At 63.3% G+C, this 13,035-nt stretch carries 14 protein-coding genes; 8 read left to right on the top strand and 6 right to left on the bottom strand.

Annotated features, from left to right (window positions below; all coding sequences use genetic code 11):
- Nucleotides 1-39: 39 nt before the first annotated feature.
- The gene (locus AB0O81_RS04295; RefSeq protein ID WP_363581577.1) at nt 40-1,215 is read right to left on the bottom strand and encodes an AI-2E family transporter; all 1,176 of its coding nucleotides are present in this window, start codon (nt 1,213-1,215) and stop codon (nt 40-42) included.
- A 159-nt stretch (nt 1,216-1,374) separates the two neighbouring features.
- On the opposite strand from AB0O81_RS04295, the gene AB0O81_RS04290 reads away from it, so the two are divergent.
- The 4 genes from AB0O81_RS04290 to AB0O81_RS04275 are packed head-to-tail and all read left to right on the top strand — an operon-like array spanning nt 1,375 to nt 4,544.
- On the top strand, nt 1,375-2,145 hold the full coding sequence (locus AB0O81_RS04290) for an SDR family oxidoreductase (protein ID WP_363581575.1): 771 nt from the start codon (nt 1,375-1,377) through the stop codon (nt 2,143-2,145).
- A gap of 27 nt (nt 2,146-2,172) precedes the next feature.
- Nucleotides 2,173-2,757: a TetR/AcrR family transcriptional regulator gene (locus AB0O81_RS04285; RefSeq protein ID WP_363581573.1), complete on the top strand. Its 585-nt coding sequence runs from the start codon at nt 2,173-2,175 to the stop codon at nt 2,755-2,757.
- Nucleotides 2,758-2,791: 34 nt separating this feature from the next.
- The gene (locus AB0O81_RS04280) at nt 2,792-3,790 is read left to right on the top strand and encodes an NADPH:quinone oxidoreductase family protein (protein WP_363581571.1); all 999 of its coding nucleotides are present in this window, start codon (nt 2,792-2,794) and stop codon (nt 3,788-3,790) included.
- Nucleotides 3,791-3,800: 10 nt separating this feature from the next.
- Complete coding sequence (locus AB0O81_RS04275) at nt 3,801-4,544, top strand: glucose 1-dehydrogenase (RefSeq protein WP_363581569.1); 744 nt, start codon at nt 3,801-3,803, stop codon at nt 4,542-4,544.
- Between the two features lie 10 nt (nt 4,545-4,554).
- Here AB0O81_RS04275 and AB0O81_RS04270 read toward each other — a convergent pair whose 3' ends face one another.
- The 5 genes from AB0O81_RS04270 to AB0O81_RS04250 all read right to left on the bottom strand — a co-directional run bounded on the left by AB0O81_RS04270 (nt 4,555) and on the right by AB0O81_RS04250 (nt 8,862).
- Entirely contained in the window at nt 4,555-5,769 is a 1,215-nt protein-coding gene (locus AB0O81_RS04270) for an acyl-CoA dehydrogenase family protein (RefSeq protein ID WP_363581567.1), read from the bottom strand.
- Entirely contained in the window at nt 5,769-6,803 is a 1,035-nt protein-coding gene (locus tag AB0O81_RS04265) for a phosphotransferase family protein (RefSeq protein ID WP_363581565.1), read from the bottom strand. Before AB0O81_RS04265 ends, AB0O81_RS04270 begins: the two co-directional genes overlap by 1 nt.
- 95 nt (nt 6,804-6,898) lie before the next feature.
- The gene (locus AB0O81_RS04260) at nt 6,899-7,357 is read right to left on the bottom strand and encodes a MaoC family dehydratase (RefSeq protein ID WP_363581563.1); all 459 of its coding nucleotides are present in this window, start codon (nt 7,355-7,357) and stop codon (nt 6,899-6,901) included.
- On the bottom strand, nt 7,354-8,103 hold the full coding sequence (locus tag AB0O81_RS04255; RefSeq protein WP_363581561.1) for an SDR family oxidoreductase: 750 nt from the start codon (nt 8,101-8,103) through the stop codon (nt 7,354-7,356). Before AB0O81_RS04255 ends, AB0O81_RS04260 begins: the two co-directional genes overlap by 4 nt.
- Before the next feature lie 84 nt (nt 8,104-8,187).
- Nucleotides 8,188-8,862 (bottom strand): TetR family transcriptional regulator, encoded by a 675-nt coding sequence (locus AB0O81_RS04250; RefSeq protein WP_363581559.1) that lies wholly within the window; start codon nt 8,860-8,862, stop codon nt 8,188-8,190.
- Nucleotides 8,863-9,037: 175 nt separating this feature from the next.
- Here AB0O81_RS04250 and sucC point away from each other — a divergent pair, with 175 nt between their 5' ends.
- From sucC to AB0O81_RS04230, 4 genes are all read left to right on the top strand, one after another.
- Complete coding sequence (sucC, locus tag AB0O81_RS04245; RefSeq protein ID WP_363581557.1) at nt 9,038-10,201, top strand: ADP-forming succinate--CoA ligase subunit beta; 1,164 nt, start codon at nt 9,038-9,040, stop codon at nt 10,199-10,201.
- Nucleotides 10,202-10,231: 30 nt separating this feature from the next.
- A complete protein-coding gene (sucD, locus tag AB0O81_RS04240) occupies nt 10,232-11,134 on the top strand; it encodes a succinate--CoA ligase subunit alpha (protein ID WP_363581555.1) in 903 nt (300 codons plus the stop codon).
- Between the two features lie 91 nt (nt 11,135-11,225).
- Nucleotides 11,226-11,666, top strand: coding sequence for a nitroreductase family deazaflavin-dependent oxidoreductase (locus AB0O81_RS04235; RefSeq protein WP_363581553.1), 441 nt, complete (start codon nt 11,226-11,228; stop codon nt 11,664-11,666).
- A gap of 89 nt (nt 11,667-11,755) precedes the next feature.
- Nucleotides 11,756-13,033, top strand: a complete 1,278-nt coding sequence (locus AB0O81_RS04230) for a DUF6350 family protein (RefSeq protein ID WP_363581551.1) — start codon at nt 11,756-11,758, stop codon at nt 13,031-13,033.
- Nucleotides 13,034-13,035: the final 2 nt, after the last annotated feature.

The following is a 13,035-nucleotide window of genomic DNA, read 5'->3' as shown; positions in this document are numbered from 1 at the left end:
TCGTTCTGCGCCGATGCGCAACAGGTTCGGTTCGCGGACCTATGTGGATATTCGTTCTTTCTTGCGCGCCCAGCGTGCCGGAAGATGCGGGCCGTCCCACACCTGCACGACGCCCCATGCCGCCGCGGTGATGGGCACCGCGAGAATGGCGCCGAGAATGCCGCCGACCACGGTGCCGACCGTCAAGGCCACCAGAATCACGAAAGCATGCAGCTTCATGGTGCGGCCCATCAGCACGGGTTGCAAGAAGTTTCCTTCGAGCTGATTGACCAGCACGACGACGCCGACCACGAAGAGGGCATTGACCCAGCCGTTTGAGACCAAGGCGACGAGGGCGGCCAGAATTCCGGCCAGCGTCGCGCCGACGAACGGAATGAACGCCAGCAAGAAGACCAACACTGCCAAGGGCAGCGCGAGCGGCACCTGAAGAATGAGCAGCCCGATCAAGATGCCGATCGAGTCGGCCAAAGCAACCGTTGCCGTGCCGCGCACGTAAGAGCCCAGCACGGTGACTGTCTTGTCACCGATACGGCGGGCTCGCTGATAGTGCGCGCCACGGAGCGGACGAAGAATGAACTCCCACATGATGCCGCCGTCCTTCAAGAAGAAGAACAGAATGGTCACCATCAAGATGAAGCCGGTGGCGAAGCTCGCTACCGCGCTCACGCCCGCGATTGCACCGGAGCCGAATTGGGCGCTGGTGACGAAGTCGAGCACGGTCGCCGTCCACTCGTCGATCTGCTCGGTAGTGAGGAATTCGAACGGGAGAGTCTGCACCCAAGCCAGAACATCTTGGAAGCCCGCTTGCGCCTGTTCGGCGAGCTCGTCCCACTGGTCGCGGACCGCCCAGACGATCAGCCAGCCGAGCAGACCGAGAACGATCACGATGCTCAGCATGGTCAGGATCGTCGACGGCAGTCGTGGCATTCCGCGCCGAGTGAGAAATGCCATCAGCGGGGCGAAAGCACTCGCAAGAATCAGTGAGATCGCGAGCGGGATAGCGACCAGGGTGACTTGTTGCAGGCCAACGACAACCGCGGCGAGCACGATGAAAACCACGATGATCTGCACCGCGCGAACGCTGAGGCGGCCGAACCCGTCAGCCCACAGGCTCCACGGAGCGTGCGTGGCCTTCTGCTCAATATCGCCCGGTTCCAGCGGGATCGCCGTGGACTCAAGACGAACCGTCTTTGGTGTGCTGCGGAAGAGACCCATAGAGCGAGGGTAGTGGTCGCGCAGCGGATCTGCAGAGAGAGTGGTCAGCGGTCAGGTCGCGGTGTACGCTGGCGGGCGCATTTGCTGTCGATCCAGCGCTGTCGCGTGCTAAAGTGTCAAAACCGACCAGCCGGTATGTCGCAAGGAGGCGTCATCGCTATGCAGAGTCCCCCCACGTTTGAGCCAACCGCGCTTCGCCGATTTGAAGGCACCGTCAGCGTGATCACCGGCGCAAGCCGCGGCATTGGTTTCGCTATCGCACAACGCCTTGTCGACGAGGGCGGGTCGGTGATCATCACCGGCCGCAAACAAGAATCGCTCGATGCGGCCGTCGACCAACTGGGAAACGCGGCCGTCGGTATTGTCGGACGAGCCGACGACGCCGAACACCGTGCTGCCGTCTTTGCTCACGTCGCCGAAACACACGGGCGGCTCGATCACCTCGTCAACAACACCGGAATCAACCCGATCTATGGCCCCATTGTCGACGTGGATGCTGCCGCTGCCCGCAAAATTCTCGAGGTCAACGTCATCGCGGGTCTCGAGTGGACGCGTGCCGCACTCGCGGGCGGACTCTCGAAGTCGGTTGTGAACCTCGCCTCCGTGGCAGGACTCGGTGCAAGCCCCGGCATCGCGTTCTATGGAATCTCGAAGGCAGCCGTGATCAACATGACCATGCAACTCGCATTTGAGCTTGCTCCTGCGATTCGCGTGAACGCGGTGGCCCCCGCGGTCATCAAAACAGACTTCGCTCGGGCCCTCTATGAGGGTCGAGAAGCAGAGGCATCTGCTGCCTACCCCTTGGCGCGATTGGGAGAGACCTCCGATGTTGCCGGTCCCGTGGCATTTCTGCTCTCTGACGACGCGGCGTGGATCACCGGGCACACGCTGCCGATTGACGGTGGTGCGGGCATCCGTCCGTTCTTGTGATCCGTGAAACGGGTGAAAGATGAGGGTATGAAAGATTCTCATGTCGCGGTCGATGTCAAGCGCGCCGCCGTCGACCTCTTTTCCACGCGTGGGTACGCGAACACGAGCGTTCAGCAGATTGTCGAAGCCGCTGGTGTCACTAAAGGCGCGATGTATCACTACTTCGAATCGAAAGATGATCTGCTGTTCGGCATCTACGATTCATTGCTCTCGATGCAGAAGGCTCGCCTCGACGAGATCCTTGCGCGCGAAGGCTCCGTCGATGAGGTGCTTGGGGCGATCTGCATCGATGTGATCGAGTCGTCGATTGATCACATGGCCGAAGCAACGGTCTTCTTTCGCAGCGTGCACATGCTGTCGGCGGAGCGACAACGTGAGGTCACGGTGCGGCGACGTGAGTATCACGACGAGTTCGCGGGCCTCATCGAGCGCGGTCAGGCAGAGGGGCGCTATCGCACCGACATTCCGCTCGCGATGCTCGCCGCCCATTTCTTCAGCGACGTGCACTACCTGTCGCAGTGGTATTCGCCCGACGGCCCAGAGAGCAAGTCGCTCGTCGCGCGCCAGCTGACCGAACTTTTCTTAGCCAGCCTGAGTCCCGTCGCGACATAGCGCGAAGCGGGATGCCCCGACAAAGGAGTTGTGGATGTCATTGCCCGAAACCATGCGTGCTTGGCGCGTGACCCAACTTGGCGAGCCCGTCGACGCGCTCTCGCTCGAGTCGATCGCCATTCCGGTGGCGGGTCCCAGCGAAGTCTTGCTGCGGGTGCGCGCGGTCGCCGCGAACTTTCCAGATGTGCTGTTGTGTCGGGGCGAATACCAGGTCAAACCCGAGTTGCCGTTCGTGCCCGGCGTCGAGCTCGTCGGCGAGGTGGTGGCGGTCGGTGCCGAGGTTGATCAGTTCGCCATCGGTGACCGCGTGATGGGTTCGAAGATCGGTGTGCTGGCCGAGTATGCGGCCGTGCCAGCTTCCGATGTCTGGGCGGTGCCTGCTTCGTTGACAGATGCTGAGGCGTCAGGAGTGACGATCGCATACCAGACCGCGTGGTTCGGACTGCATCGGCGGGCATCGCTGCAGTCAGGGGAATGGCTGCTGGTGCACGCCGCAGCCGGCGGCGTAGGGCTCGCCGCGGTGCATCTCGGCGTCGCTGCGGGCGCTCGCGTGATTGGCGTGGTCGGTTCGCAGGAAAAGGCTGCTGTCGCACGTGACGCTGGCTGTGAGGTCGTCATCGTGCGCGGCGAGGATGACATCGCATCGGCAGTCAAAGCCGCCACCGCGCGGCACGGTGCCGACGTCGTGTTCGATCCTGTCGGCGGCGCGGCTTTTGACGCATCTACCAAGTGCATCGCTTTTGAGGGGCGAATCGTTGTGGTGGGTTTCGCGGGTGGATCCATCCAGCAACTGCCAGCCGGTCATGTGCTGGTGAAGAACTACTCGGTCGTCGGGCTGCACTGGGGCCTGTACCCGAGCGTGCGACCCGATCTCGTCGACGAGGCTCGCGCAGCGTTGACCCGCCTCGCAGATGATGGCGAGCTGCATCCCGTGGTGGACCACGTCGTGCCGTTCGATGAAGCGCCCGCGGCGCTCACTTCGCTCGCTGCCGGAGCCACCGTAGGGCGAGTGGTCATCGCGGTGGCAACATGAGGATGACATCATGACCACGGTGATCGACCTCGACGGCCGCGTTGCGCTGGTCACCGGCGGCGCGCGGGGGCTCGGCGAAGCCTATGTGCGTGCCTTGCACGCTGCGGGAGCCCGAGTGCTCATCGCCGACATCCTCGAAGAAGCGGGCAGCGCGCTCGCTGTCGAACTCGGCGAAGGCGCACGGTTCGTGCTTCTCGATGTCACCGATGAAGCCCAGTGGGATGCCGCGGTGGCCACTGCCCTCGACGCGTTCGGCTCGATAGACGTGCTGGTGAACAACGCGGGCATCGTCAACGCGGCGCCCATCGAGCACCTCACCACGGCAAAATGGAACGCTGTGATCGCCGTGAACCTCACTGGCGTGTTCTTTGGTTGCCGAGCGGTCGTGCCGGTCATGAAGGCGCAGTCGCGCGGGTCGATTATCAACATCTCGTCGGTTGAAGGCATGCGAGGCAGCCCTGGACTGCACGGTTACACGGCGTCGAAGTTCGGCGTGCGGGGTCTGAGTCAGTCGATGGCTGTTGAACTTGGCTCCTTTGGAATTCGGGTGAACTCGGTGCACCCCGGCTTCATAGAGTCTGAGATGAGTAGCCGCATCGATCCCGCGCGTCTAGACATTCCCCTCGGCCGCGCGGGGGTGTCGAGCGACGTTGCGGGCACCATCGTGTTTCTTGCGAGCGATGCCTCGGCATTCACCAGCGGTGCGGAGTTTGTTGTCGATGGCGGCATGATCGCGGGAATTCCTCACAAGTAGGCCGCCATGCTCAGCGACGCAGCTCGTTTCGGCCAAGGCTTGCAAGGTGCACCTCGTCGGGCCCGTCAGCGATGCGCAACGATCGAATGCCCGCATACAGTTCGGCCAGGGGCGTGTCTGAGGAGACGCCAGCTCCACCGTGCACTTGAATCGCGCGGTCGACGATCGTCTGCATGGCGAGAGGAACCGCGATCTTGATCGACTGAATCTCAGTCATCGCTTTGCGATTGCCGACCGTGTCCATGAGCCACGCAGTCTTGAGCACGAGCAAACGCAGCGCTTCAAGCTGAATGCGCGATTCAGCCACCCACTCGCGCACAACACCCTGTTCGGCGAGTGAACGCCCGAAGGCATGCCGTTCGTTGGCGCGTTGCGTCATTAGAGAGAGCGCTCGCTCGCCCATGCCAAGAGCCCTCATGCAATGGTGGATGCGCCCGGGGCCGAGCCGCGCTTGGGCAATGGCGAATCCGCTGCCCTCTTCTCCGATGAGATTCGCTGCTGGCACGCGCACGTCGTCGAAAGCCACCTCGGCGTGGCCGCCATGGTCGCGGTCGTCGTAGCCGAAGACGGAAAGCGGCCTGACGATGCGCACACCGGGGGTGTCTCTGGGAACGAGGATCATCGACTGCTGACGGTGGCGATCAGCATCCGGATCTGTCTTTCCCATGACGATGAAGATCGCGGCGTCAGGATTCATCGCACCCGTCGACCACCATTTGCGCCCCGAGATCACGTACGAGTCGCCGTCGCGACGAATGCGGGTGCCGATGTTCGTCGCGTCTGAAGAGGCGACATCAGGCTCGGTCATGCAGAACGATGAGCGGATCTCGGCACGCAACAGGGGTGCGAGCCACTGCTGCTTTTGAACCTCGGTGCCGAACTCGTTCAGCACTTCCATATTGCCGGTGTCGGGAGCCGCGCAGTTGAAGGCCGCGGGGGCAAGCTGGGGGCTCCACCCCGTGACCTCAGCAACGAGTGCATACTGCAGGTTGGTCAAGCCCGCAGCGCCGGTTTTGGCAGGGTCTCCGGGGAGGAACAGGTTCCACAACCCCTCGTCTCGCGCCCGCTGCTGCAACTCGCGCACGATCGGGCGGGTAGACCATTCGTCTGGGGTTGCCGCTAGCTGTTGTTTGAGTGTCGGCTCGGCGGGGAGCACGTGCTGGTCGACGAAGGCGCGGGCTCTGGCGGTGATCTCTTCGGTGCGAGCGTCGGGGGCGAAATCCATCAGCGGACCTCCAGTCCTTTGGATGCGAGTGGCGCCACGAGGGCACCGATGCGGTCGAAGCCTTCGCCGACGGTGTCGCCGGCTTGGTAGCGAAAGTGGATGCCCTCGAGGATCACGGCGAGCTTGTACGCGGCGAAAGCGCGGTACCAGCGAAGATCGGGGATGCCGGTGCCTGCCCGCTCTGCGTAGATCTCAACGAGTTCTTCGAACGAGGGATAGCCTGCGGCGGCGTCGACCGCGCTCGGCACGGCGCCGCTGGCGCCGGGCAGATCGGCGATCTCCCAGTAGAGCGCGAAGATGCCCAGATCGACGAACGGGTCGCCAAGCGTGGCCATCTCCCAGTCGAGGATTGCTGAAATATGGGGGCTATCGCTGTCGCCGACGACGAGGGCGTTGTCGAGGCGATAGTCGCCGTGCACGATCGACGCGCGGGTGGCGACGGGGGTGTCGTTCGCGAGCGAGGCTTGCAGTGCGTCGAGCTCGGGGGTGTCTCGCGATCGGGATGCGTCAAGCTGCCGTCGCCATGTCGAAAGCTGGCGCTCAAGGTAGCCGTCCGGGCGGCCGAAGTCGCCGAGGCCGACTGATGCCGGCTCGATCGCGTGAAGATCAGCAAGGTCGCGGATGAGTTCTTTGCTGAGCGCACGAAGACCCGCGGGGGAGTAGTTGGCGTTCTGCGCGGGATGCGCGAGCACTCGACCAGGCGCGCGCTGCATGACGAAGAACGTGGTGCCCGTGACGAGATGCTCGTCAGTGTCGTCGACGACGTCGATCGCCGCGGGAACGGGAACAGCACTGCCTGCGAGGGCGGAGATCACCCGATGTTCGCGGCGCATGTCGTGAGCGCTCGAGAGCACATGGCCGAGCGGTGGACGCCGCACGATCAGGGGCATCGACGCGCCCTCAACCGCATAGGTGAGGTTGCTGCGCCCGCCCGCGATGACAGTGGCGGTAAGTTCGTCGCGTGCCAGGTCGGGATGGGCCTCATCCAGCCATGCAGTAAGCCCGGCGACGTTCAGTCCTGGAACCTCGGTCATCTGCGACCTGCCTCTCTCGCATCCCGGCGATGGGTGCACACGTAAGCATACCGGATGGTCGGTTTGCGAGGAAGCAGCTCGCGCTGCCACGTGCGTTAGGCCTCGGGAACGAACAGCGCGAGCGTCTCGGCGATGAGGGCGGGTCGTTCAGCGCCGTCGAGCTCGATGGTCGTCTTCAGCGAAACCCGGTAACCCTGCGAGGTGGACTCGACACCGCTGATCTCAGTGATCGCACGCACTCGTGCATCAACCGGCACCGGTTGCAAGAAGCGCACCTTGTCGAGGCCATAGTTCACGACCATCGCTGTTCTGCCTACTTCAAGCAGTCCGGCGGTCAGCCGCGGCAGCAGTGACAGCGTCAAGTAGCCGTGGGCGATGGTTGAGCCGAAGGGGCCGGATGCTGCTCGCTCAGCATCCAGATGAATCCACTGCCAGTCCTCGGTCGCATCGGCAAACGACTGGATGCGTTGTTGGTCGATCGTGAACCATTCACCGGTGGCGGCTTCGCCGACGCACGATGCGAGCTCGGCGGGGGACTCGGCCACAATGCTCATGCGCGCGGACCACCGGCGACGTAGAGCACCTGACCCGAGGTGAAACTCGCGCCCTCAGAGCAAAAGAATGACGCCGCCGCGGCAACGTCTTCGGGGTATCCCGGACGCCCGACCGGAATCTCCTTTGCCGCGCCCGCAAGAAAGTCTTCGAATGAGATGCCCATGCGCTCGGCCGTCGCCCGTGTCATATCTGTTGCGATGAAACCTGGGGCAATCGCGTTTGCGGTAACGCCGTAGCGGCCAAGTTCGATGGCCAGCGTTTTGGTGAGACCCTGCATGCCTGCCTTCGCTGCGGCGTAGTTCGCCTGACCGCGGTTGCCGAGGGCAGAAGTGCTCGACAGGTTCACAATTCGGCCCCATCCGGCCTTGACCTGATGGGTCTGGACCGCCCGCGACATCAAGAAGGCGCCGCGCAAGTGCACGTTCATGACCGCGTCCCAATCGTCATCGGTCATCTTGAACAGCAGGTTGTCACGGAGGATGCCCGCGTTGTTCACCAGGATCGTCGGAGCGCCGAGCTCAGCGGCTACACGGGCAACAGCGCTTTCCACCGCCTCGGCGTCTGCAACATTCGCGCCAACGGCGATCGCGCGCCCACCCGCCTCAGTGATGGCCGTTACTGTATCGGCGCACTGCGCTTCATCGAGGTCGAGCACTGCAACGGCGTAGCCGTCGGCGGCGAGGCGCAGGGCAGTGGCGGCACCGATGCCGCGGGCAGCGCCGGTGACGATAGCGGTACGAGTCATGGGAGATTCCTTTCTTAACCGACCATTCGGTATGTGCGCGAGCGTCGCGTGACTACGGTTCATCTTCAGCCTAGGAGGAGTGCCCTAATCAGCGTCGAGCTGCTCACGCAGTCGGCGTGCCACCTCGGCGGTGGGCATCGTGCGGGGAAAGGTTGCCACGACGAGATCGTCCGGTGCACTGGCGTCTGTGTCGGCGACACCGAAACGGAGCATGGCGTCGTCGAGCGCTCGGCGCAGCACCGACACCGGTACGTGCTTGTCACCGCGAAGGAGCTGGCGCAGTACATGGTTGTGAATGGCGGTGACGAGTGCGGCGAAGCCCACCGCGTCGATAGGGTCCAGGCCGGGCAGCGCATTGCGCAGATACTCATCGAACAGTCGTTCGTACCGCACTACCGTCACGATTTCGCGCTCGCGAAGTGCGGGCACCTCACGCACCACGGTGTAGCGCCGCCGTGCGAGCTCGGGGTCGGCGGCGAAATGTTGGTACACCCGCAGCGACGCTTCTCGCACCGCGACCCACGGGTTGTCGTGCTTGCCGCCGAGAAACGCGCGCAACTGGTCGAGAACTACCTCGTGATCGGCGAAGATGACGTCATCTTTTCCGCCGAACTGTCGAAAGAATGTAGAGCGTGAGACCCCGGCTGCTGCGGCAATCTGCTCGACCGATGTCTGGTCGAAGCCTTGAGTGGCGAACAAGTCCAATGCCGCCGCTACAACGGATGTGCGCGCGGTGGAGGGTGTGGATGGTTCGCTCATGGCAGTTGAGCCTACCGATCGGGCGGCGAACCGCATGCAGAACCGCGGTGCAGTATCCGCCGTCACGACCACTTAGTCAGCGGTAGTAGGCTTGGGTGTCGGTTGAGATTTCTCTCGACATCAAGACGTTTTTGCGTCACCCACCACCACATCGCCCCCAGCGAAGGAATGCACTGTGGATCTGTACGAGTACCAGGCACGAGACCTTTTCGAGAAGTACGAGGTGCCGGTTCTCGCCGGTATCGTCGCGGATACGCCGGAGGAGGTGCGGGCAGCCGCCGAGAAGATCGGCGGAGTTGTCGTCGTCAAGGCGCAGGTCAAAGCTGGCGGCCGAGGCAAAGCCGGTGGCGTGAAGGTCGCCAAGACACCCGATGAAGCTTATGAAGCCGCGCAGGCGATCTTCGGCCTCGACATCAAGGGCCACGTCGTCAAGCGAGTAATGGTCGCCCAGGGCGCCCGCATTGCCAAGGAGTATTACTTCTCGGTGTTGCTCGATCGAGCCAACCGCTCCTACCTGTCGCTGTGCAGCGTCGAGGGTGGCGTTGAGATCGAAGTTCTCGCTGTCGAGCGCCCCGAGGCGCTTGCCCGCATCGAGGTCAACCCGAATGCGGGTATCGACAAGCAGAAGGCCGTCGAAATCGCCGAAGCCGCAGGTTTTGACACCGACCTCGTTGACAAAGTGAGCGACGTCTTCGTCAAGCTCTACAACGTCTACAAGGGTGAAGACGCGACGCTCGTCGAGGTCAACCCCCTCGTTCTCACCGAAGAGGGCGAGGTCATCGCACTCGACGGCAAGGTATCGATCGACGAGAACGCTGGCTTCCGTCACCCCGAGCACGAAGCGCTCGAAGACACAGATGCCGCTGACCCGCTTGAGGCGAAGGCCAAAGCGAACGACCTCAACTACGTCAAGCTCGATGGTGAGGTCGGAGTCATCGGAAACGGTGCAGGCCTTGTGATGTCAACCCTCGACGTCGTGGCCTACGCCGGTGAGAAGCACGGCGGCGTGAAGCCCGCCAACTTCCTCGACATCGGCGGCGGAGCCTCGGCGGCAGTCATGGCTGCTGGCCTTGACGTGATTCTCGGCGACCCACAGGTCAAGAGCGTCTTCGTCAACGTCTTCGGTGGCATCACCGCGTGTGATGCTGTTGCCAACGGTATTGTCGGCGCCCTTGAGACGCTCGGCGATGCCGCATCGAAGCCCCTGGTTGTTCGCCTCGATGGCAACAAGGTTGAAGAGGGTCGCGCGATCCTCAGCAACGCCAACCATCCCCTCGTCACCTTGGCTTCGACCATGGATGAGGGCGCCGACAAGGCCGCCGAACTGGCCAACGCCTGATCGCCCGCGAGAAACAAGGACTGTAGAGAAATGTCGATCTTCCTCAACAAGGACTCCAAGGTCATCGTCCAGGGCATCACCGGCGGCGAAGGCACCAAGCACACGGCACTCATGCTGAAGGCGGGCACCAATGTCGTCGGTGGCGTGAACGCACGCAAGGCTGGCACCACGGTGTCGCACTTCGCGGCTGATGGCTCGAGCGTCGAACTTCCGGTGTTCGCATCTGTCGCCGAAGCGATGGAGGCGACGGGTGCAGACGTGTCGATCGCGTTCGTGCCCCCGGCTTTCACCAAGAACGCGATGGTCGAGGCGATTGACGCCGAGATCGGTCTGCTCGTCGTCATCACCGAGGGCGTTCCCGTCGGCGACACCGCTGAGGCGTGGGCATACGCGCAGAGCAAGGGCAACACGACCCGCATCATCGGTCCGAACTGCCCCGGCATCATCACCCCTGGTGAGTCGCTCGTCGGCATCACCCCGGCCAACATCGCTGGCACGGGCCCGATCGGCCTCGTGTCGAAGTCGGGCACGCTGACCTACCAGATGATGTACGAACTGCGCGAGATCGGCTTCTCGACCGCAATCGGCATCGGCGGCGACCCGGTTATCGGCACCACGCACATCGACGCGCTGGCTGCGTTCGAGGCAGACCCCGAGACGAAAGCCATCGTCATGATCGGTGAGATCGGTGGCGACGCTGAAGAACGTGCCGCAGACTTCATCAAGGCGAACGTCACGAAGCCGGTTGTTGGCTACGTTGCTGGCTTCACCGCCCCCGAGGGCAAGACCATGGGCCACGCTGGCGCCATCGTCTCCGGCTCGGCGGGAACCGCTCAGGCGAAGAAAGAAGCGCTTGAAGCTGCGGGCGTCAAGGTCGGCAAGACGCCGTCCGAGACCGCAGATCTCATGCGCGAAATAATCGCAGGTCTGTAACCACGTTTAGAAAGCGGGGTGGATGCTAGGGCATCCACCCCGCTTTGTGTGTGCATGTTCCATGCTGGCTCGACGCGACTAACATGAAGGCATGCCGCTGACCGGAGAGTACAAGCCGTCCACGTCTGAATGGGCTCGCACCCAAGCCGAGAAGTTCGAAGCATCGGGTGGCACGGAAGCCAACACGATGCGGGGTGTTCCCATCATCGTTCTGACCACCGTCGGCGCGAAGAGCGGGGCACTGCGCAAGACCGCGCTGATGCGGGTTGAACACGAAGGCGAGTACGCCGTGGTCGCCTCCATGGGCGGGGCACCCCAAGAGCCGGCATGGGGCGGAAACATGCGCAAGCAGCCTCACGTAGAACTGCAAGACGGCGCAGATCGTCGTGACTACACGGCGCGAGAGCTCGAGGGCGAAGAGCGTTCGCTGTGGTGGCAGCGTGCCGCTGCGGTGTGGCCCGACTACAACGAGTATCAGACGAAGACCGATCGACAGATCGCGGTCTTCGTGCTGGAGCCCCGCGACGCGTAGATCGGGTGCGCAGGGCCGGGCGACGCGGCGTTGCTCATTGTGTGGATCTCCGAAGATGACCACATGGGCAGAGGTAGGGTCGTTGAGGCATGAACCGACTGATCGTCCTCCTCCTCGCCGCCGTTGATGCCACCATCGCGGTGGCCGTTGGTATTGCAGCGATCCTGGCTCCGCTCACGGTGCTGTGGGTCGTCGCTCTGCCGGGCGCCGACTGGGCAGCACTGTGGCCCACGACAGCGTCGATCTGGCAGTTCGCCATGCTGGTGCCGCTCAGCATCCAACTGCCTGCTGAGTACTTGACCGCCACTGGCATCGATGCAGCGGCCGCCTCGTTTACCCTTTCGTTCGCACCGCTCGCTTTCGTGACCTTCGTTGTCGTATTCGCGGCACGCTCGGGAATGCGCGCGTCGAACGCCGAAGCCTGGATCACCGGCGTCGGCACCGGCACTGTTGCTGTCGCGGCGTTCGCGAGCGTGATCGCACTGACCTCTGTCAATGACACTGCCGGTGTAGAGCTGTGGCAAGCAGTGCTCTTTCCTGCGTTGTTGTTCGGGCTGCCGGCCGTTGCTGGCGCGATAGCGACAGAGTGGCGTGACGCCGGTCATGGTGCGACCGCCTCAGTGCGCGAATGGTGCGGACGAACGAGCGAAGAGTGGGCGCAAGTGCCCGGCTTGATCGTTCGCGGCACGGCAATCGTCATCATGGGGCTGGTCGGCGCCGCCGCGGTGCTGACGGCTGTCGCTCTGACTCTTCGAGCAGGCGAGATCGTTGCGCTCTACCAGTCAAGCAACGTTGACGCTCTGGGCGCGGTCATGGTGACCCTTGCGCAGTTCGCGTATCTGCCGACGCTCATCGTCTGGGCGATCGCCTTCATCGCGGGGCCAGGTGTAACTCTCGGCGCGGGATTTGTCGTTGCGCCAGCGGGAGTGACGTCGGGAATCATGCCAGGAATTCCGCTTTTTGGGATGCTGCCAGATGACGTTTCCGGCTGGTTGTTGTTGTTGGCTCTCGTCCCGGTCGCATTCGGTGTGTTTGCCGGATGGGTCGCGCGGTCTCGGTTGGTCGTGACGCAGGAGAGTATGGGTCATGCCGATGCATCTTCGCGTGAGCTGATCGGCCCGCGATTAGCGATCGCTGGCGGTATCGCCGTGTTGTCTGCGGCAAGCTGCGCCGTGCTGGCTGCTATGGCGTCGGGCTCGTTCGGCCCAGGAAGTTTGGCGCAGCTGGGTCCTGAGGCTGGGCCAGTAGCGCTGGCGATCGGCCTGGAAGTCGCGCTGGGCGTCAGCATTCTGCTGTTGTCGCCACGCCGCGAAGCCACAGCTGATCTCCCCTCGAATGAAGCGCAACTCACCGCGCCACTAGACTGAAC

It is taken from the genome of Microbacterium sp. NPDC076911, assembly GCF_040687125.1.
Lineage (GTDB): Bacteria > Actinomycetota > Actinomycetes > Actinomycetales > Microbacteriaceae > Microbacterium.
This window is presented reverse-complemented; position numbering and strand designations above follow the sequence as displayed.

Excerpts from the sequence above, each read along its gene's own strand:
- AB0O81_RS04295 (WP_363581577.1), bottom strand. The coding sequence starts at position 1,215 with ATGGGTCTCTTCCGCAGCACACCAAAGACGGTTCGTCTTGAGTCCACG.
- AB0O81_RS04290 (WP_363581575.1), top strand. The coding sequence starts at position 1,375 with ATGCAGAGTCCCCCCACGTTTGAGCCAACCGCGCTTCGCCGATTTGAA.
- AB0O81_RS04285 (WP_363581573.1), top strand. The coding sequence starts at position 2,173 with ATGAAAGATTCTCATGTCGCGGTCGATGTCAAGCGCGCCGCCGTCGAC.
- AB0O81_RS04280 (WP_363581571.1), top strand. The coding sequence starts at position 2,792 with ATGTCATTGCCCGAAACCATGCGTGCTTGGCGCGTGACCCAACTTGGC.
- AB0O81_RS04275 (WP_363581569.1), top strand. The coding sequence starts at position 3,801 with ATGACCACGGTGATCGACCTCGACGGCCGCGTTGCGCTGGTCACCGGC.
- AB0O81_RS04270 (WP_363581567.1), bottom strand. The coding sequence starts at position 5,769 with ATGGATTTCGCCCCCGACGCTCGCACCGAAGAGATCACCGCCAGAGCC.
- AB0O81_RS04265 (WP_363581565.1), bottom strand. The coding sequence starts at position 6,803 with ATGACCGAGGTTCCAGGACTGAACGTCGCCGGGCTTACTGCATGGCTG.
- AB0O81_RS04260 (WP_363581563.1), bottom strand. The coding sequence starts at position 7,357 with ATGAGCATTGTGGCCGAGTCCCCCGCCGAGCTCGCATCGTGCGTCGGC.
- AB0O81_RS04255 (WP_363581561.1), bottom strand. The coding sequence starts at position 8,103 with ATGACTCGTACCGCTATCGTCACCGGCGCTGCCCGCGGCATCGGTGCC.
- AB0O81_RS04250 (WP_363581559.1), bottom strand. The coding sequence starts at position 8,862 with ATGAGCGAACCATCCACACCCTCCACCGCGCGCACATCCGTTGTAGCG.
- sucD (WP_363581555.1), top strand. The coding sequence starts at position 10,232 with ATGTCGATCTTCCTCAACAAGGACTCCAAGGTCATCGTCCAGGGCATC.
- AB0O81_RS04235 (WP_363581553.1), top strand. The coding sequence starts at position 11,226 with ATGCCGCTGACCGGAGAGTACAAGCCGTCCACGTCTGAATGGGCTCGC.
- AB0O81_RS04230 (WP_363581551.1), top strand. The coding sequence starts at position 11,756 with ATGAACCGACTGATCGTCCTCCTCCTCGCCGCCGTTGATGCCACCATC.